The organism is Microcoleus sp. K4-B3 (assembly GCF_036704615.1).
In the GTDB taxonomy this organism is placed as follows: Bacteria; Cyanobacteriota; Cyanobacteriia; order Cyanobacteriales; family Microcoleaceae; genus Microcoleus.
In genome coordinates, this window is record NZ_JAUBSF010000035.1 from 41,919 (window position 1) to 58,397 (window position 16,479).

Annotated in this window: 26 protein-coding genes; 11 read left to right on the forward strand and 15 right to left on the reverse strand. The window is 43.9% G+C overall.

Going from position 1 to position 16,479, the window contains the following annotated elements; genetic code table 11:
* Window positions 1–129: 129 nt before the first annotated feature.
* On the reverse strand, window positions 130–711 hold the full coding sequence (locus QUA78_RS16590; RefSeq protein WP_333302219.1) for a pentapeptide repeat-containing protein: 582 nt from the start codon (window positions 709–711) through the stop codon (window positions 130–132).
* A 342-nt stretch (window positions 712–1,053) separates the two neighbouring features.
* Here QUA78_RS16590 and QUA78_RS16595 point away from each other — a divergent pair, with 342 nt between their 5' ends.
* Complete coding sequence (locus QUA78_RS16595; protein WP_333302218.1) at window positions 1,054–2,145, forward strand: serine/threonine-protein kinase; 1,092 nt, start codon at window positions 1,054–1,056, stop codon at window positions 2,143–2,145.
* A 69-nt stretch (window positions 2,146–2,214) separates the two neighbouring features.
* Entirely contained in the window at window positions 2,215–4,539 is a 2,325-nt protein-coding gene (locus tag QUA78_RS16600) for a bifunctional serine/threonine-protein kinase/ABC transporter substrate-binding protein (RefSeq protein WP_333302217.1), read from the forward strand.
* A 14-nt stretch (window positions 4,540–4,553) separates the two neighbouring features.
* On the opposite strand, the gene QUA78_RS16605 is transcribed toward QUA78_RS16600, so the two are convergent.
* The 7 genes from QUA78_RS16605 to QUA78_RS16635 form a co-directional block, all read right to left on the reverse strand.
* Entirely contained in the window at window positions 4,554–4,919 is a 366-nt protein-coding gene (locus QUA78_RS16605) for a type II toxin-antitoxin system PemK/MazF family toxin (RefSeq protein WP_333302216.1), read from the reverse strand.
* Window positions 4,913–5,113, reverse strand: coding sequence for a DUF2281 domain-containing protein (locus QUA78_RS16610; RefSeq protein WP_333106034.1), 201 nt, complete (start codon window positions 5,111–5,113; stop codon window positions 4,913–4,915). The genes QUA78_RS16605 and QUA78_RS16610 overlap by 7 nt, the downstream gene beginning before the upstream one ends.
* A 50-nt stretch (window positions 5,114–5,163) precedes the next feature.
* Window positions 5,164–5,280, reverse strand: coding sequence for a DUF433 domain-containing protein (locus QUA78_RS16615; RefSeq protein WP_333398909.1), 117 nt, complete (start codon window positions 5,278–5,280; stop codon window positions 5,164–5,166).
* A complete protein-coding gene (locus QUA78_RS16620) occupies window positions 5,271–5,990 on the reverse strand; it encodes a DUF2786 domain-containing protein (protein ID WP_333302215.1) in 720 nt (239 codons plus the stop codon). Before QUA78_RS16620 ends, QUA78_RS16615 begins: the two co-directional genes overlap by 10 nt.
* A gap of 179 nt (window positions 5,991–6,169) precedes the next feature.
* Window positions 6,170–7,384, reverse strand: coding sequence for a DUF790 family protein (locus QUA78_RS16625; RefSeq protein WP_333302214.1), 1,215 nt, complete (start codon window positions 7,382–7,384; stop codon window positions 6,170–6,172).
* Window positions 7,385–7,399: 15 nt separating this feature from the next.
* Window positions 7,400–7,861 (reverse strand): DUF3598 family protein, encoded by a 462-nt coding sequence (locus tag QUA78_RS16630; RefSeq protein ID WP_333302213.1) that lies wholly within the window; start codon window positions 7,859–7,861, stop codon window positions 7,400–7,402.
* A 39-nt stretch (window positions 7,862–7,900) separates the two neighbouring features.
* On the reverse strand, window positions 7,901–9,457 hold the full coding sequence (locus QUA78_RS16635) for a DEAD/DEAH box helicase family protein (protein ID WP_333302212.1): 1,557 nt from the start codon (window positions 9,455–9,457) through the stop codon (window positions 7,901–7,903).
* Between the two features lie 694 nt (window positions 9,458–10,151).
* Between QUA78_RS16635 and ald the strand changes: the two genes are divergently transcribed.
* A complete protein-coding gene (ald, locus tag QUA78_RS16640) occupies window positions 10,152–11,240 on the forward strand; it encodes an alanine dehydrogenase (RefSeq protein WP_333398910.1) in 1,089 nt (362 codons plus the stop codon).
* 13 nt (window positions 11,241–11,253) lie between these two features.
* Here the strand turns inward: ald and QUA78_RS16645 are convergent, their stop codons facing one another.
* The 3 genes from QUA78_RS16645 to QUA78_RS16655 form a co-directional block, all read right to left on the reverse strand.
* The gene (locus QUA78_RS16645) at window positions 11,254–11,412 is read right to left on the reverse strand and encodes a hypothetical protein (RefSeq protein WP_333307649.1); all 159 of its coding nucleotides are present in this window, start codon (window positions 11,410–11,412) and stop codon (window positions 11,254–11,256) included.
* A 101-nt stretch (window positions 11,413–11,513) separates the two neighbouring features.
* Entirely contained in the window at window positions 11,514–11,849 is a 336-nt protein-coding gene (locus QUA78_RS16650; RefSeq protein WP_333398911.1) for a type II toxin-antitoxin system PemK/MazF family toxin, read from the reverse strand.
* On the reverse strand, window positions 11,836–12,114 hold the full coding sequence (locus tag QUA78_RS16655) for a hypothetical protein (RefSeq protein WP_333398912.1): 279 nt from the start codon (window positions 12,112–12,114) through the stop codon (window positions 11,836–11,838). The genes QUA78_RS16650 and QUA78_RS16655 overlap by 14 nt, the downstream gene beginning before the upstream one ends.
* Before the next feature lie 26 nt (window positions 12,115–12,140).
* On the opposite strand from QUA78_RS16655, the gene QUA78_RS16660 reads away from it, so the two are divergent.
* The 4 genes from QUA78_RS16660 (at window position 12,141) to QUA78_RS32905 (ending at window position 13,123) form a co-directional block, all read left to right on the forward strand.
* Window positions 12,141–12,356: a hypothetical protein gene (locus tag QUA78_RS16660; protein ID WP_333398913.1), complete on the forward strand. Its 216-nt coding sequence runs from the start codon at window positions 12,141–12,143 to the stop codon at window positions 12,354–12,356.
* Window positions 12,357–12,472: 116 nt separating this feature from the next.
* Complete coding sequence (locus tag QUA78_RS16665; protein ID WP_333398914.1) at window positions 12,473–12,766, forward strand: hypothetical protein; 294 nt, start codon at window positions 12,473–12,475, stop codon at window positions 12,764–12,766.
* Complete coding sequence (locus QUA78_RS32900; protein ID WP_333212237.1) at window positions 12,766–12,954, forward strand: type II toxin-antitoxin system PemK/MazF family toxin; 189 nt, start codon at window positions 12,766–12,768, stop codon at window positions 12,952–12,954. Before QUA78_RS16665 ends, QUA78_RS32900 begins: the two co-directional genes overlap by 1 nt.
* Window positions 12,935–13,123 carry a type II toxin-antitoxin system PemK/MazF family toxin gene (locus tag QUA78_RS32905; RefSeq protein ID WP_445302452.1) on the forward strand — a complete coding sequence of 63 codons (189 nt, stop codon included), beginning with the start codon at window positions 12,935–12,937 and terminating at the stop codon, window positions 13,121–13,123. The genes QUA78_RS32900 and QUA78_RS32905 overlap by 20 nt, the downstream gene beginning before the upstream one ends.
* Before the next feature lie 144 nt (window positions 13,124–13,267).
* Here the strand turns inward: QUA78_RS32905 and QUA78_RS16670 are convergent, their stop codons facing one another.
* From QUA78_RS16670 to QUA78_RS16680, 3 genes are all read right to left on the reverse strand, one after another.
* Window positions 13,268–13,477, reverse strand: a complete 210-nt coding sequence (locus tag QUA78_RS16670; RefSeq protein ID WP_333307140.1) for a hypothetical protein — start codon at window positions 13,475–13,477, stop codon at window positions 13,268–13,270.
* 138 nt (window positions 13,478–13,615) lie between these two features.
* The gene (locus QUA78_RS16675) at window positions 13,616–13,900 is read right to left on the reverse strand and encodes a type II toxin-antitoxin system mRNA interferase toxin, RelE/StbE family (protein WP_333307143.1); all 285 of its coding nucleotides are present in this window, start codon (window positions 13,898–13,900) and stop codon (window positions 13,616–13,618) included.
* Window positions 13,897–14,109, reverse strand: coding sequence for a hypothetical protein (locus QUA78_RS16680; protein WP_333307145.1), 213 nt, complete (start codon window positions 14,107–14,109; stop codon window positions 13,897–13,899). The genes QUA78_RS16675 and QUA78_RS16680 overlap by 4 nt, the downstream gene beginning before the upstream one ends.
* Window positions 14,110–14,441: 332 nt before the next feature.
* Between QUA78_RS16680 and QUA78_RS16685 the strand changes: the two genes are divergently transcribed.
* The 4 genes from QUA78_RS16685 to QUA78_RS16700 all read left to right on the forward strand — a co-directional run bounded on the left by QUA78_RS16685 (window position 14,442) and on the right by QUA78_RS16700 (window position 15,906).
* Window positions 14,442–14,681, forward strand: coding sequence for a DUF4160 domain-containing protein (locus tag QUA78_RS16685; protein WP_333307152.1), 240 nt, complete (start codon window positions 14,442–14,444; stop codon window positions 14,679–14,681).
* A complete protein-coding gene (locus QUA78_RS16690; RefSeq protein WP_333307147.1) occupies window positions 14,671–14,967 on the forward strand; it encodes a DUF2442 domain-containing protein in 297 nt (98 codons plus the stop codon). Before QUA78_RS16685 ends, QUA78_RS16690 begins: the two co-directional genes overlap by 11 nt.
* 19 nt (window positions 14,968–14,986) lie before the next feature.
* On the forward strand, window positions 14,987–15,244 hold the full coding sequence (locus QUA78_RS16695; protein WP_333398915.1) for an endonuclease domain-containing protein: 258 nt from the start codon (window positions 14,987–14,989) through the stop codon (window positions 15,242–15,244).
* 278 nt (window positions 15,245–15,522) lie between these two features.
* Window positions 15,523–15,906, forward strand: coding sequence for an endonuclease domain-containing protein (locus tag QUA78_RS16700; RefSeq protein ID WP_333307148.1), 384 nt, complete (start codon window positions 15,523–15,525; stop codon window positions 15,904–15,906).
* 120 nt (window positions 15,907–16,026) lie between these two features.
* Here QUA78_RS16700 and QUA78_RS16705 read toward each other — a convergent pair whose 3' ends face one another.
* Window positions 16,027–16,311 (reverse strand): hypothetical protein, encoded by a 285-nt coding sequence (locus QUA78_RS16705; RefSeq protein WP_333307150.1) that lies wholly within the window; start codon window positions 16,309–16,311, stop codon window positions 16,027–16,029.
* Between the last annotated feature and the right edge of the window lie 168 nt (window positions 16,312–16,479).

Below are 16,479 nucleotides of genomic sequence, written 5' to 3' on the forward strand. Positions count from 1 at the left end.
GGGGCTGCTGGATAGCCTGCCCCACAATTGTTAGTTAGAAACATGAGTTACCATCGCACTTAAGTTTCAGGAAAATTATCGGTTAGCTCTGATTCTTATGGTTTTTCTTGAGCCAACTGAGTAGAAAAACTATTTTGAGTAATGGGATGGGTTCGGCGAAGCAGAGGGTTTAGGGACACTTATAACCTTCGCTATCCCGAAGATACCGCCGCTAGTGATGAGAGCAACCGTGATCGGCACAAGCACTTTCTCTACCCACCACTTCCTGTCTGAGTTGGAAGAATGAAGTATTGCACCTCGGCTCTTGAGATCACGCTTCGCGTCTTTGCTCAGTCCGGTGCAACCTTGGAATAGAGCCTCTTGTACATTCGCTTGACTCAAATCAGTATCGGTTAAATCTGCTCCTCGCAGATTTGCTCCTGGCAGATTTGCTCGTCGCAGATTTGCTCCACTCAAATCAGCACCAGTTAGATCCGCACGGGTGAACACAGTATCCTCGAGTTGAGCGCCAGAGAATTTAGTCTGCTTTAAGTTGGCTCCGCAAAATTGAGCCCGCTCCAAGTTTGCCCCCGAGAATTTTGCATGGCTTAAATCACTACCGTTAAATTTCGTGCCTGTTAGATTCCTGTGGCAGTATTCTCTGTTGCGTAAATCCTGATGGCTCAGGTCCTGATGGCTTAAGTCGTTCTGAGGCAAATTTGGTGACATCATATGGATTATCTGGTAGAAGTTTGCGCGGTAGACGCAACCTGGGTTGAGACGATGCTCTGAGCCATTACAAACTGGATTGTCGAGGTGATATTCCTTGACAAATGAGCCAAAAATCAGCCATAATGAGATTAGATAATTTTTGGGCTAGTCGCACTCACCCTCCCCAACAAAGGTTAAAACGTCTACAGCACGTCTGTTTAGTTGGAAGTAAGTGATTGTTGTCTAGTATCCTAACAATCTTGTAGCTCATATGGCGACTAATGTAGCAGTTTTAGCTTATTTTGGCAACTGGGTGAAATTTAATACTTATTTGATCCAAGCTGAGCTGGAGGAGTGCTAAATATGGCAATTTCACTCAGAGCATCAGAACCTGGCTTAGAATTGGTAGATCTAGCCAGACGCAAAAAAGGATGGACAAAGACCGATGACACTTTGTGCCGAGTGGCTAGGACTTCATCAGCAACCTTGAAACGGTTTTGGCGAGGTCTACCAATCAAGCAAGAAACCTTTGTGGCAATTTCTCTGGCTTTAGACGTAGAGAACTGGGAAGAGCTGGTTGCAGAAAGTGAAATTCACGAAGAGGAACCGACATCCCAGACTCTGCCCTCAGAAGTAGCAGGTGAGTCAAATCTAATCCTCGGACAAACCCTGCGAATGCGCTACAAAATCCTAGAACGCTTGCCTGATGGGGAATTGAGCGAGACATATCTGGCTGAAGATGGGGATCTCGGCAATAGTCGGTGCGTGGTTAAAAAATTGATCAGTCGGTCTAAGGAAGAAACCAGAGAGTTATTCCAAGCAAGTTTAGAGACTTTGTACCAATTAAGCAACCACGACCAGATTCCAAGACTGTTGGCATTCTTTGAGGAAGGAGAAGACTTCTATCTAGTCAAGGAATATATCGCTGGTGACGATTTGAGTCAAGAACTGATAGAAGGTGAGCAGTGGAAGGAGTCAGAAGTGACAAAGCTGCTGCAAGACATCCTGGAAGTTCTCAGCTTTGTTCACCAGCGTCAAGTTATCCACCGTAATATTCATCCTAAGAATTTAATCCGGCGAGAATCCGACAGAAAGATAGTGATGATTGATTTTGAGGAGTTTAAGACAATCAGGGCTGGGCATAACACAAGAACGTTTTCATATCCTAACGCTGAAGGGTATGTACCCCCTGAACAAGCTTCTGGTTTGCCCCGACTGTGCAGCGACATCTATACCGTGGGCATGATTGGCATCCAAGCTCTGACAGGGGTACATCCTGGGAAACTTAAAATTCAAGCGGATACTGGGGAAATCATCTGGGCGGATCTGGTAAAAGTGAACGAAAAGTTGACAGAGGTTTTAAATAAGATGGTTTGCTATCACTTTCGAGATCGTTACCAATCCGCAAAGGAAGCATTGCAAGCCTTAAAAGGTTTAGACAGCGCTCCTAAGTAGCAACAATTTATATTTTGTGGCACAATTATCATCAATTAAATTACCAAATCAAAGCCTTACCTAAACCGTATGACTCTAAATCCAGGGGATGTGATTGGCGGTCAATACAAAATTCTAGACGAATTGGGGCATGGAGGATTTAGCAAGACGTATCTAGCTGAAGATAAAAACAATCCATCCCTGCAAGTGGTCGTCAAAGAAATTATATCGTCATCTAGCGCTCTAGCCATATTGCAAGAAGCAAAACACAGATTTAATACAGAAACTCAAGTTTTGAAACGATTAGGAACGCACTCTCAGATACCGGAACTGTTTAATAGTTGTTCAAAACAAGGGAAATTCTACATAATTCAAGAGTTTATTGAAGGCAACACCCTCAGCCAAGAACTGACAATAGGCAAGAGGCTAAAAGAAGATGAGGTGATTAGGCTGTTGCAGGACATCCTGGGAATTCTTAAATTTGTTCATCAGGAGCAAGTGATTCACCGGGATATTAAACCTTCTAATATAATGCACCGTCGGCGAGACGGAAAGCTGGTTTTAATTGACTTTGGAGCAGTCAAAGAAATCAGTACCTTGGGAGAATCTGCGGGGTTAGTGAACCCAACAGTTTCAATTGGGACGATCGGTTATATGCCTCCCGAACAAGCCAACCGACAACCAAAATTTAGCAGCGATATCTATGCTGTAGGAATGGTTGGCATCCAAGCACTCACGGGGTTAAATCCTTCAAGTCAAATACAAAAAGCTCTAGATGGTGAAATCATCTGGCATCCTTGGGCACAGGTTTCTCCTGAGTTAGCAAACATTTTAGACAAAATGGTGCGCTATCACTTCAACGATCGGTATCAGTCGGCATCTGAGGCATTGCAGGCATTGCGAGCCTTGACACCGCTCAATCCTCCACCCCCACGGCGCCAATTTGTATTTTCCCCGCTCACCCAGTTGATGTCGCAGGTACGCAGTTTGAGTTCCAAGAAAATCTTGTGGTTAGGATTAGCCGTAGCAACATTAGTTGCTGCGCTCGTTTTTAACTTTTCACGATTACCCACCCCACAACCACCTATCAAATCACCACAAAAGATCGCTCCGGGTGAAAATCATTTAAGTGAGGGAAAAACAATTCTAATTCCCGGCTCGATACTATCAGAAAAGCAAAATGGGGTTAAAGCATTCACTGACGGTAAGTATAGTGAAGCAATTAGATTATTTGAGCAGGCAAGGAAAAAAGAACCCAGAGATCCAGAAACTTTAATTTATCTCAATAACGCTCGGATCGCAGCTCAAAAGTTGGCTGCTTACACGATCGCGGTTGTTGCTCCTCTCAATAGCAGTACAAACGATGTAAACCAATGGGGAGAGGAACTTCTGCGAGGGGTTGCCCAAGTTCAAGATGAGGTCAATCAGGGACAAAAAATTAATGGTAAGAGTCTGAAAGTAGTGCTCGCAGATGATGCTGACAAAGAAGACCAAGGTACTGAGATAGCGAATGTTTTGACCGCTAAATCTGACATATTAGCTGTCGTCGGTCACTTCTCCAGTTCAGTAACTCTCAAGACTGCTCCTGTTTATGAAACGAAAAAATTAGTATTAGTTTCTCCTACAAGTACATCTGAAGATATCTCAAAATCAGGGGATTTTATATTTCGCACCGTCTCTAGCGATCGGGTAACTGCCCAAAGCTTGTCTGGTTACTTGCTCAATAAAGCTCGTCAGCAGAGAGTGGCAGTTTTTTACAATCCTGGAGATCCTTATAGCCAATCTCTCCGGGCTCAATTCCAGACTAACTTCACATCTGGTGGTGGAAACATAGTTGAGGAATTTGATTTATCTAACCTTCTGTTCAATCCAGATAAAACTGTAGATAAAGCCAAAAAACTAGGTTCTACAGGGCTAGTTTTATTTCCGAATACCTCAACTCATAACCAAGCTATAAAAGTGATCAAAGCAAATCGCGATGGCTATTGTATGGTAGGAGGAGATACCCTCTACAATTATCAGACATTGAAGGAGGCTGGCGAAGAAGCTGTCAACCGCCTGGTTATAGCTACTTTTTGGCATATATTGAACAGTCCAAATCAACAATTTCCAAAAGATAGTGAGATGTTATGGCGAGCTCTAGTAAGTCCCAATACGGCCTCAGCTTATGATGCAACTCGTGCGGTAATAGAAGCCTTAAAAACTCTGTCGCAACCAACCCGCATTAGCGTCCAGAAGGCTTTGGCAGACCCTAATTTTAAGACTATTGGAGCTACAGGTTACATAAGTTTTGACAATAATGGCGATCGCAAGGAGTCAACTATTCAATTGGTAGCAGTAGTCCCGTCTAGCAATAACTCTGCTTATGAATTTGTGCCTATAGACGATCCGAGAGTGCGGTTTAATTGCCCGTAACTAAGTACGATCGCTCACAAGCCTAAAATCACACGTAGGGCTACTGCCAGCTCATCCATATAATTTTCATCTAAATGACCAATTAGCCTAATAACCCTAGATTTGTCGATCACTCGAATCTGTTCGCAAAGTATTACTGAATCTTGATTTAAACCCCCAACTCCAGATGGAACAAATACATGAGAAGGTAAAAGAGCGCGACGAATCTTTGTAGTAAACGGTGCAATAATAGTATGAGGACTTACTGCATTAGCACGGTCAATCTGTAAGATGACAACAGGTCTTATACCAGCTTGCTCCGTACCAACTACCGGATTCAAATCGCATAACACAACATCTCCTCTTGTATATGTTGGATTTAGTGATGAAGCTGCTACCATTGAATCTCTCCACGGGCTAACTTTTCTTCGTAGGCTTCTAAATTCTTTAAATAGTCAGAAAAGTCTGATTCAGTAAGCTGTGGCAATTCACTGTTGTATTTGAGGAGCAAAAAGTCTATAAAATCATTCACCTCTTCAACAAGTGACTCCGGCAGTTGGCTAATTTTAGCAATAGTTAGATCGTAAACTGTCATGTTTTTACCCTATGTATCTTATTCACTTAACTATAATGCTCTCGCTCCAATTACCGTTTAGCTGCGAAACTCAAGCAATCCAAAATATCCTGTTGGGTGAGATAGGGAAAATCATCTAGAATTTCTTGATAAGTCATCCCAGAATCGCACGCCCTACTCAAAGACATTCATTGAGTTGTTTCATATCCCCTTGCGGCTGCACTTGCTTGTGCAAACTAATTTTGTCGCCCACTTCATACCCCGAATTAAAACCCGCCTCACTGCTGACTTGAGAATCTGTTCTCGTTCTAATTTTAACCCCTCGGCCCTCTAGATAATCGGCGATCGCCTGTTGATTTTTCTCAAACATCGATCGCACTACAATCCCTGGAGTCGCCGCCGCATCCCCCGAACCCGCAATTCCCGACTCTTCCATCTCCTGTTTTTGTTCCAACAATCTTTGTCTCAACCTTGTCGCGCATCCAACCCGAAAAGCATTCAGATACGCCAACCCCCGGCCGTTTCCTTTGCGGTACTTCGCCCTTTTTTCAATTGCAGAACTCAAATACTCGTACAGATGTTTGCAAACAATCAGGTTGGTAGAAGTTCCCACCAAAAACATACTGCCATTATAAGTATTTCGCATGGCATTGCAACCGTTAGCGTCGGCAATTCCCGACAGCAGCATCATTTTCCAAGTAACAAATTTTGATGTTGTTTCAACTGAGTTTTCGTCAATCTCTTCTTGGTGATTTGGCCCTAAATCCGCGAGGCTGAGATTGTACTGTGCCAGTAACAGGGAAGCTTTTTCTGCCGCAGCAGTCGATTCGTTTTCATTGGATGAGGTGGCGAGGGCTAAAAGCTTTTTGATTCTTTCGACAATACTTGTGTCTGCCATTTTTCAATCGGTTTTAGGGTGAGACTACGCGGTGGCAAGGATTGGGTGAATTCCCATTTTAGTATAGCGTGCAATGTGGGAGGTTTTTTGAGGAGGATTTTTTTGAACCGCAGAGGGCGCAGAGGGCGCAGAGAGAGAAAGAAAGAAAGAAGTTTGCAACTGATGGGCGGATTGGTATACTATTCGAGGACTTCCAGGACTGATTTGGGCAACAATTTATCTTTAAACCAGACTACTTTTGCCGGAACGTCATTTACATTCACTCCGGCTTTTTCTAAATTCAGCCGTTCGGAAATAGCTAAAATCAAGTGATCGCATTCAGACTTCTGTACTTGTGCAAATTTCTTTTGCAAATACTCCGGCCGCCAATAGCCAACTATTTCTAATAAAAACACTCGCCCGTCGGGATGCACTAACCGAAAGTCGGGAATCATCACGCTACCTGGAATCGGAATTAAATCAACTTCTCGCTCCAGTTGCCACTCGGTTTTTGTGGAATTCCATCTTTCAGCAAATGCGGCTTCTAACATACTATCATAAGGCTTGCCAGGGGGATAGTGGCTGACTAAACCGCAGTCGGAATTTAGGGTGAATTTACCTGTTTTCAAAACGCCGCTAAAAGGGTCTTTTGTGTGCAGTGTCGAGTGCATACTCCATTTTGTGACGTGCAGCAGTGCGGGCAGCATTTTCGCCAGGGCTAAGCCGTAGCGGGTGCTGGGTTTGAACAAGCTTGTAGGGCCGTCTATTGTCAGTGTAAAACCGTGGTCTGCATCGCCTTCGATGTAAGTCATTAATTGAAATAGTTTCAGATAGCGAAATAAGAGTTTGTATTCTCCCGGATCGTTGCGGTGGGCGGTTAATTGGACTTGACTTGCTCGGTAAAATATGCCTTGAACTTGAGAAAGATTGTATTTGTGAAGCAAGTTTTCGGGTGTTGGTGCATTAAACTCAGTGAGGATTTTGTTTTCGTTTAAATCGGCGTATAAACCTGTAGTGATTTCGTGAGGCAAAACTTCTCTGTTTAAGTCTTGGCTGAGTTCAGTTGCTACTTTTTCCAGGGTTAATTGGGTGGATTGAGGGCTGGGAGTCGATCGCGCAGACAATGCAAAAACCCGCTGTCTCAACTCTGAGGGTTCTAGGGGACTGATGACTTCCAAGGTGCAGAAACCGCCTTTCAGCAGGTGCGCTAATCCCCGTTTCAGCCGGTAATCGGGGCTGTCGCCTTCTAATTCTAGCAAGCGTCCGTCGAGCTCGCCTTGGGTTTTGCCGATCGACTCTTGAAAGCAGTTTATCGTTTCGGTAGCTGCTTCTAAGTTTTTAGCATCTATCTTGAGGCGTAGCGGGATGATTGATTCTCCGTTTTGGCGGTGACTTAATAAATCAGTTGGTAACATAAGCAGTGAAAAGTTTTACTCAATTCTTCGTTCAACAATCACCATAACTCCCCTAAGTTTTCCCTCTTCTGTCAAGCTTTGGGTAGTCCTAATTCGCCGATCGGAACTGACAAGATTGATTGTTTCAACAGCCCTCAGAATGCCAGTTACTTTGTCCCATATTTGAAAAATTATCAAATTATCTCCAACTTCTGTCGCTAATGTCTTGTAGTTGCAAAAGGGAGAGTCTGAACTTTCAATTTCTATTTGTCCTTGATTGGTCGTATTACCCACAAAATTTTGGGTGTCTGTCTTGCCATTGGCATAAGTTTGAACGTTAGTTTGCCTCCACTGGTTGTCAACTATTTTTTGGGTTAACACTGCTGTAAACTTCTGAATCTCGTTGCAGTCGGCGTCTAGTATTGTCCAGTTTCCTTCCCAAACTCCAGTATGCTTGGGGAAGACTTTAAAGTTAGTTATTTCTCTGATATTGATCATTTTTAGGTAATATTAATTAGTTGTTCATGAGATTATACACTAAGTTGGCAAGATTTCCTCTTCATTTTCTTCATCATTATTTTCTCCCCATTTTTTAGGCGACTCAGCCGCGCGCTGGGTTGTCTGGCGATTAACTCCGTAAATGGGTGTCGGCTTGATAGTTTCTAGTTCCTGATATTCTGGCTTTGGCGGTTCTATTATTGTTTGCGGTTTGGGTTTCTGGGCTGGCATTCCTCCCCGGCGGCGTTGAGAAGTTCTTTCTTCGCTGGTGTCTTCGGTGACGACTTCATACAGAATTGCTAACTTATTTACATCGCTGCTTTTGCGGAGAACTCGACCCAATCGCTGAATGTATTCGCGTTCGCTGCCCGTACCTGACAATATGATAGCAATTCTGGCGTCGGGAACGTCCACTCCTTCGTTGAGGACGTGGGAGGCGACGAGGGTTTTGTATTCGCCGCTGCGAAAGCGATCGAGGATTTCGTGGCGTTCTTTGACAGGGGTTTGGTGGGTTATTGTGGGGATGAGAAATTCTTGGGAAATTCGGTAAACTGTGGCGTTGTCTCCGGTGAAAATTAGGGTGCGCTGGGGAGAGTGTTCTGCTAGTATTTTGGCTAAGATTCGCAGTTTGCCTTCGGTACAAAGGGCGATTTCTTTGGCTTGGCGGTGGGCTAGCATGGCGCGCCGTCCCAGGGGTGATCGCGCGCTTGCCATGATAAACTGTTTCCAACCTTCGAGGCTGGATATTCTGATGTTAGACTGTTTTAAGAAGTCGTTGCGAATGTTGATTAATTCGGCGTAGCGGTCCGTTTCTTCTGTTGACAGTTTTACCATGATTTGAACTATTTTATGGTCGGCTAAAGCATCGCCTGCCAAATCTTCGGGTCTTTTGCTAAATACTGTCGGGCCGATCAGGAAATGCAAATCGCTGTGGCGGCCATCTGTGCGATCGGGTGTAGCTGTCAGCCCGAGTCGAAAAGGCGCGATCGCATATTCGGAAATTACTCGATAAAAGTCTGTTGGCAAATGGTGGCATTCGTCAAAAACCAGCAAGCCGTATTTATTGCCCAAGGTTTCTGCATGAATACTTGCACTGTCGTAGGTTGCCACTAAAATTGGCGTTTTGTCCCGCGAACCTCCACCCAACAATCCGATTTCGATGTCGGGAAAAGCTGCTTTTAAATTAGCATACCACTGGTGCATTAAATCGAGAGTTGGTACTACAATTAATGTACTGCGACCAGTGACTTGCATGGCTAATTGTGCCAGATAAGTTTTGCCCGAAGCAGTGGGGAGGACGACTACTCCTTGGCTTCCTGCTTCCTGCCAAGCTGCGAGGGCCTGTTCTTGATGTGGGTAAGGCTGCATTTCCACGTTGGGTACGAGTCCTAGTAGTTCGTATGCCCTAGCTTCGTCGGTAAAGTGAATGCACTCGGCTTGGAGGCATTCTACCAGCGGGCGGTAGTGAATCGCCCGAATGCGGAATTTTTCCACGCGATCGTCCCAAGTGGCAAAGTCCGCCCAGTCTCTGCCTTTGGGCGGCGGGTGCAGCAATAGAGTTCCGCGATCGAATGTTAAGGTAGGTGTGCGTGGCATTTTTTTTAGAGACCTGAGTCGCTGCTGTTAAATTATAAATGACCGATCGAATATATTGACACCAAACTCTCTAGAAGTTAGTTCTTTTTTAAGCAAATCTCTAGAACCACCATTTACTTTATACCGTTTCGGGTTGTTTGTTGAGATTTTTACCATTTTTTTTTAGCAGATAAGTTTCCCTAAATGTCAAAAGTTCATTTGCACCTACCTAGTTAGTTGAAAGTCTGGCGAAGATGTTGGAATATCTAAAGATAGTATGGTTGCTGAGGTGGGAACTAAATACGGGTGCTTTGCTAAAAAATAATTTCTCTTACCAACCCAAAAAACTGCCCCTCATTGATTATAATTTGGAGTCATTTAAAGAAAAAGTAAGTCACAAAAAAAATAAAAAAAAGGGGTATAAAAGGTAAATGTAGAGTAACCATTTTAAGTGGCTTCACTTAGGAGTATTTTGACCTAGGGTATATCAATGCCGACCACGCATATCAAATAAAGTAGGAACAAGCTAAAAAGACGATCGACTTTATGGAAAACGATCAATTTGGGAAATTGCGATCGCACTGGCGGAAAATCCCACAAAAATTCTCCTAGACTAGGCGGATTGCCAAATCTAAAATCTACAATGGTATTGTCCCGCTGGGGATGGTTTTTAGGTTAGATTCGATCTACGTATGCCTGAGATTAGAGGTTATAGATGGAAATAGGCGTCCCCAAGGAAATCAAGGATTTAGAATTTCGAGTCGGGCTCAGTCCCACAAGTGTCCGGGCTTGTTCGGACAAAGGCCACACAGTTTTTGTAGAAACGAATGCTGGTGCTGGGGCCGGTTTTGCGGACGAGGACTACGTTGAAGCAGGGGCTAAGATTGTTTTAAAGGCTTCAGATGTCTGGAATCGCGAACTAATTGTTAAAGTTAAAGAACCGCTGCCTGCTGAGTATCCGCTGATGCAAAAAGAGCAGTTGCTGTTTACATATTTGCACTTGGCTGCCGATCGCACATTAACCGAGCATTTAATCAGCAGCGGAGTTCAGGCCATCGCCTACGAAACCGTCGAACTCCCGGACAAAAAATTGCCGCTGCTGACGCCGATGAGCATTATTGCAGGGCGTTTGGCCGTGCAGTTCGGAGCTCGATTTCTGGAACGACAGCAAGGTGGTCGGGGCGTACTTTTGGGCGGTGTACCAGGGGTAAGACCGGGTAAAGTTGTGATTTTGGGCGGCGGAATCGTCGGCACGGAAGCAGCGCGAATTGCTGTAGGAATGGGCGCGAGAGTGCAGATTTTGGATGTAAATGTCGATCGTTTAGCCTACTTGGAAACTCTGTTCGGTTCCAGAGTAGAATACCTCTACAGCAGTCCTTTGCAAATTGAAGCAGTTGTTCCCGATGCTGATTTGTTAATCGGTGCGGTTTTGGTCTTAGGTAAAAGAGCTCCGGTGCTGGTTTCTCGCGAATTTGTTGCGAAAATGCACCCCGGTTCTGTGATTGTTGACGTAGCCGTTGACCAAGGCGGCTGCGTGGAAACTTTGCGGGTAACTTCACACACAAATCCTACTTATGTTGAGGAAGGAGTTGTGCATTACGGCGTGCCGAATATGCCCGGTGCCGTGCCTTGGACTGCGACTCAAGCTTTGAATAACAGCACTTTGCCTTATGTTTTGCAGTTGGCAAATAACGGGATTAAAGCTTTGGAAATGAATCCGAGTTTGGCGAAGGGATTGAACGTGCAGAATCACCGCTTGGTGCATCCGGCCGTGCGCGAGGTTTTCCCCGATTTGACCGATTAGATTCCCACTTTTTTTAAGTAAGCTGTCCCGCATCTAAATTGTATTTCGGTGCGGGTAGGAGCAACAGTCTCGCTTCCCCTAAATCCCCGTTAAGAACGGGGACTTTGAGTGAGGAGAGTTGAATGGCTTGCTCGATGCGATCGAGGTCATCAGATAAAATATTAGGCAGCATAATTCAGTCGTTGCGCTAGTTGCTGATGCAGCCCTCGATCGAGAAAAAGGAGTAAAGGGCGATCGACCTTTTTATGCCAAAAAGAGCGATCGACTTTCTCCCTAATTCACAAGATAATCACTCAGAGTTTTTAGTAAGCGTTGATGTCGCTCTGAGGAAATCGCTCCAATAGAACCGATAATTTGATTGCGAGGCAATACAGCAAGGAAACCTAACCGAATTAACGATTGAGACCGTAAACCACTGGCAGCAAAGTCTGGGTCTGAAGGGGAAATAATATCGTCAAAATCTGGAACCTGTTGATGTAGTTGGGTGCTAACACCACAAACTAAAAAATCTCCATAAGGAGGTAGTTCCCTCAGAAGGATGACTGGACGATTCTTAATTGTCCCGTCAGCTTGAGGAATTGGGGTGAGAACAACATCAGCTTCCTGCATAGTCAGGATTTGGTGTTTTAATTGCATCGAGCGGGTAATCGTCGTTCTGATTGTAGGCATTGTTTAGTTGATGCCTTGACAACCGCAAGCAGGCTTCGCGTTCTGCTAATTGTTCCGGGAGGACTGTGACAATGAGTTTTATATTTGGTTCAAGCTTATAGGGTTCATCTAGCTGAATAGATTGCCCATCAAAATGTGCTGACAAAGAAATAAGCTTCATGGCTTGGATATCTTGAAGGCGAGTGCTTTTAACTAAGTTTATCATATTTTGACGCTCTAGGGACACAGGCTTTGACCCGTGTCTCTACCATTAATTTGCTGCATTCCTCAGAAAAACGATCGCCCCTCCTCGAACCAAAAAGCGAGATTCCTCGATCGAGAAAAGCGATCGACCTTTCTATGAAAAAAAGAGCGATCACCCTTTCTATGCCAAAAAGAGCGATCGACCTTTCTATGAAAAAAAGAGCGATAGCCCTGTCCATCGACAAGAGCGATAGCCAAAAATAGCGAAAAAGCGATTGCACTTTTTGACTTATTCCAAAAGGGCGATCGCCGATCGCACTCAAATTGACGCTAATAGTTGTATAATAGACAAGCTAGGCAAGCGCAAAAAGTGAAAACCTATGTCACAGGCAATCCTCAAACAAATTGTTAATCAGCTTGAAATGCTGGAAATTTTAGAGTTACAGGAACTAGAGCGCGTAATCTGGAAATATCTGGCTGACAAACAGCAAGCTACTCAACAATATATAGTTCAAAAATCTGCTAATAAAAAACAATTATTTCGAGAATGGGATGACATTTCTGATGAAGAAGCTGCGCTACTAAAAGCTGAGTTTGCCACCGAGGATTTAGCTTTTGCAGAAGTCGCCTTAAGTGATTATCTGCCTCGACTTCAGCAACAGGATAAAATCTGATGCTAGGAGATATTTATTTGGCAGATTTGAATCCTTCTAGAGGGTCAGAACAAGCAGGAATTAGACCAGTCATTATTGTACAGCGAGATACATTAGACCGCTTTACTACAACAGTAGTCGTAATTCCGGTAACAAGTAATCTGCGACGATGCTCAAATACCAGGGACAATTATTTTACCGACTGGTGAAGGTGGTTTAACACAAGATTCTGTCGTGCTTTGCTATCAAATAGTAGCGGTAGATAGAGAGCGATTAATCAAAAAATTGGGCACTCTTTCAGCAGATTATGTATCAAGATTACAGGTAGCATTGCAGTATACATTGCAAATGGATGAATTTGAGAATGTAGAAGAATAGAATGAGTTGAAGCGCGATCGCACTCACACCCCTAAAAAGCGATCGCCCCTGTCCATCCACAAGACCGATCGCCCTTTCCATATCCCCAAAAGAGCGAGATCACTTTTTGACTTATTCCAAAAGGGCGATCGCACTAAACAATCGCTAGTCGATTGTGGGCTTGCAATCGACAAAGGATAAAGCCTCTTCATCGAGATAATCGGCGATCGCCATTTCAATTACTGCCCAAACGGGATAATTCATGGTTTTAGCCCGCATGGACAGTGCTTTACGAATGGTTTTGGGTAATCCTTCTAGAAAGATTTGTGCTAATTCCGGTGACAGATGTTCGGTGATAGCAGGCTGAGTTTGCATAGAATTAGTCCCTCGCTGAAATTTTCACGTTATAGGGTGGGTTAACGGCTTGAATGATGAGGCTTTCTAACTCCGATGATAGCTGAATCCATTGAGTAAAATCTAGTTGGTAAAATGCGTGCTCATAAGCCAGCATTTTCAATACACCTCATCATGACTGCCAATGTCGAGCAAGAGAATTTCTTCATCTCCCAACTCTGGATTTTTAACAAAATCAAATACAATCCGACAGTCATATTCCACTGTACAAGCCCAAGAGCCAGCTAATTGACCTTTGAGTTTGTGTGTTTGCAGTGATGGCTCGAAAGAGTTTTCTGCCAAAAGTCTCAAGACAGCTTCAACTTTGGACTGTAGTTCCGGGTGTTTGCGGATCAGGCCTTTGTAGGCACGTTTAAATGAGGGAGCAAAGGTGATAATTTTCAACTGTTTAGCTCCGCGATCGCTTCATCAACTGTACCTCGAAAGACGTTTCCAGATTGATGATCCTGTTTTCCTTGTGCAATGTTAGCGGCAATTTCGGTGCGACGGCGATCGCTAAGTCTGCGGTGCATGATGACAAGCAGAGTGGTTTGTTCGTCTACAGACAAGGTTTCGATCGCGTCTAAAATGCTGTCAAATGTTAAAGTTTGCATGGTGAGTTAGATTGGGAGGCTCAGATGGCTCTGTCTTATTTTACTGAAGTTTAATTGAATTTGCGGAGAGCGATCTCGCATTCATAACTGATTGAGAAATCGACCTCTCCATCCCCAAAAAGCGATCGTCCCCATCCCCAAAAAAGCGATCGTCCTTTCCATGCTAAAAGAGCGATCGACCTTTCCCTGCCAAAAAGGGATCTCGCTCTAGTTGTCGAGCAGACATGATTTGAGATAAACTAATATTGTCTCCTTAGCTCGGCTATAATAATCCTCATATCATCGTTTAGAAAAGCTTTCTGCCAGAAGTTGCACGATTTTACGGAATAATCATCAAGATTTTCTTTGGGGATCATCCACCTCCTGATTTTCACGCAGTTTACGGTGAGTACAACGCTTTGATCGGTATTGAGTCTTTAGAAATTATAGAAGGAGATTTACCGAATCGGGTCCAAAAGCTGGTAATAGAATGGGCTACGTTGTACCAGAAAGAACTGCTGGATATGTGGAATAGCCAAGAATTTAGTAAACTTCCACCATTAAAATTACTCCGATCTGTTTATGAAACCTGAACGCATTTTTTCTGCTAAAGCTATTGACGATCGCACATTGATGGTTAAGTTTACCAATCTAGAATATAAAAAATACGACATCTCTAAGTTATTAGATAATCCGATGTTTACGACCTTAAGTAATCCTGTGTTTTTCAGAAATTTTACAGTTGAACCTGGTGGTTATGCACTGGTTTGGAAGGATGAGATAGATATCAGTGAATATGAACTTTGGCAGAATGGAATTAGTTGCACAGAGGAGGAAATTGAGCGATATATTGAATCTATTCATCATGTTGCTCGCTGAGAAATAATGCCCGATTCTTCTGAGCGATCGCCCTTTCGATGCCAAAAGGGCGATCGACAATTTTATTGTAGACTTTTATTGTGCGGCTTTACTGTTAGTTATTGAGATTGATGGGGAGAGTCATTTTACAGAAGAAGGGAAACTATATGATGCAGAAAGAACCGGGATTTTAGAGGGGTATGGATTGAAGGTTGTCAGGTTTACGAATGTTGAGGTGTTGCAGAGTTTTGAGGGGGTTTGTGGGGAGTTGTTGGGTTTGATTGAGGGTGATTTTTGAGGCTAGATCCCCCCTAGCCCCCCTTAAGAAGGGGGGGACATGAGGGAGGAGAGTTAAATGGGTTGCTGGATGCGATCGAGGCGATCGGATAAAATATTAGGCAACATAATTTAATTGTACTATGGAAAAGTTGACTCAATATCGATCGATCGCGCGATTCGTAAAAAAAGCGATCGACCTCCCCATCCCAAACAAGCGATCGCCCCATCACCTATAATTTCTATTAACATCTTGTCCCCCCCTTAAGAAGGGGGGTTAGGGGGGATCGTACCGGGATCATGCCCAAACTAAACGACTCCAACTTCCACCTACCATACAACCCAAAACTCATCCCCATCGCCAAACAACTGCGGAAAAATCCAACTCCTGCGGAAAAAAAACTGTGGCATAATTTTCTGAGAAATTTCCCTTTTCGAGTTTTGAGACAGCGCCCCATCGACAATTTTATCGTAGATTTTTATTGTGCGGCTTTACTGTTAGTAATTGAGGTTGATGGGGAGAGTCATTTTACCGAACAAGGGAAACTGTATGATGCAGAAAGAACCGGGATTTTACAGGGGTATGGATTGAAGGTTGTCAGGTTTACGAATGTTGAGGTGTTGCAGAGTTTTGAGGGGGTTTGTGGGGAGTTGTTGGGTTTGATCCCCCCTAGCCCCCCTTAAGAAGGGGGGGACAAGAGTGAGGTATGTAACTCGCGATCGAAGCAAGTCCAAGCTACATTTGTGCGATTGGTGATAACTGTTTGAAGGAAGAGTCCCGCTAGATGGTGGGCTCCGAATTGGCTATTGTCTAGCAACGTAATCACCAAGAACCTCCGCCACTCCGATAATATATTCTCTATCTATTCTGATTGTTGAGTTGTATAACTCATTAAGCCATACGTGACGGTCATAACTATTTCTCACATTACCTCTACTCATCGCTTTATGGCCCTCCTCAATAATTACACTGACATCGTTGAAAATTTTGATTGAAGATTCAATCGTAGCCAATATATCATTCTTACCAGCCGCCTTCCCAAATCCGAGCTTTGAAGCATTTAATACCATTGAAAAAGCAGTAGACATCAGTTTACCTAAAGAGAAAACTTTTAGAGAGTTTAAATATTCTCTGTCATCTTCGTCAGGGTATATACCACTCTGACCGGCAAGGAGCTTGTCGGGAGTATGTCACTTTTGTAGTGAGTAATTATACTCAGGCAGCTTGTCTCTGATTTCCAATTAACCCGTTCAAGT

Coding starts and splice junctions, on each gene's coding strand:
- QUA78_RS16590 (WP_333302219.1), bottom strand. CDS start 711: ATGATGTCACCAAATTTGCCTCAGAACGACTTAAGCCATCAGGACCTG.
- QUA78_RS16595 (WP_333302218.1), top strand. CDS start 1,054: ATGGCAATTTCACTCAGAGCATCAGAACCTGGCTTAGAATTGGTAGAT.
- QUA78_RS16600 (WP_333302217.1), top strand. CDS start 2,215: ATGACTCTAAATCCAGGGGATGTGATTGGCGGTCAATACAAAATTCTA.
- QUA78_RS16605 (WP_333302216.1), bottom strand. CDS start 4,919: ATGGTAGCAGCTTCATCACTAAATCCAACATATACAAGAGGAGATGTT.
- QUA78_RS16610 (WP_333106034.1), bottom strand. CDS start 5,113: ATGACAGTTTACGATCTAACTATTGCTAAAATTAGCCAACTGCCGGAG.
- QUA78_RS16615 (WP_333398909.1), bottom strand. CDS start 5,280: ATGTCTTTGAGTAGGGCGTGCGATTCTGGGATGACTTATCAAGAAATT.
- QUA78_RS16620 (WP_333302215.1), bottom strand. CDS start 5,990: ATGGCAGACACAAGTATTGTCGAAAGAATCAAAAAGCTTTTAGCCCTC.
- QUA78_RS16625 (WP_333302214.1), bottom strand. CDS start 7,384: ATGTTACCAACTGATTTATTAAGTCACCGCCAAAACGGAGAATCAATC.
- QUA78_RS16630 (WP_333302213.1), bottom strand. CDS start 7,861: ATGATCAATATCAGAGAAATAACTAACTTTAAAGTCTTCCCCAAGCAT.
- QUA78_RS16635 (WP_333302212.1), bottom strand. CDS start 9,457: ATGCCACGCACACCTACCTTAACATTCGATCGCGGAACTCTATTGCTG.
- ald (WP_333398910.1), top strand. CDS start 10,152: ATGGAAATAGGCGTCCCCAAGGAAATCAAGGATTTAGAATTTCGAGTC.
- QUA78_RS16645 (WP_333307649.1), bottom strand. CDS start 11,412: ATGCTGCCTAATATTTTATCTGATGACCTCGATCGCATCGAGCAAGCC.
- QUA78_RS16650 (WP_333398911.1), bottom strand. CDS start 11,849: ATGCAGGAAGCTGATGTTGTTCTCACCCCAATTCCTCAAGCTGACGGG.
- QUA78_RS16655 (WP_333398912.1), bottom strand. CDS start 12,114: ATGATAAACTTAGTTAAAAGCACTCGCCTTCAAGATATCCAAGCCATG.
- QUA78_RS16665 (WP_333398914.1), top strand. CDS start 12,473: ATGTCACAGGCAATCCTCAAACAAATTGTTAATCAGCTTGAAATGCTG.
- QUA78_RS32900 (WP_333212237.1), top strand. CDS start 12,766: ATGCTAGGAGATATTTATTTGGCAGATTTGAATCCTTCTAGAGGGTCA.
- QUA78_RS16670 (WP_333307140.1), bottom strand. CDS start 13,477: ATGCAAACTCAGCCTGCTATCACCGAACATCTGTCACCGGAATTAGCA.
- QUA78_RS16680 (WP_333307145.1), bottom strand. CDS start 14,109: ATGCAAACTTTAACATTTGACAGCATTTTAGACGCGATCGAAACCTTG.
- QUA78_RS16690 (WP_333307147.1), top strand. CDS start 14,671: ATGAAACCTGAACGCATTTTTTCTGCTAAAGCTATTGACGATCGCACA.
- QUA78_RS16700 (WP_333307148.1), top strand. CDS start 15,523: ATGCCCAAACTAAACGACTCCAACTTCCACCTACCATACAACCCAAAA.
- QUA78_RS16705 (WP_333307150.1), bottom strand. CDS start 16,311: ATGTCTACTGCTTTTTCAATGGTATTAAATGCTTCAAAGCTCGGATTT.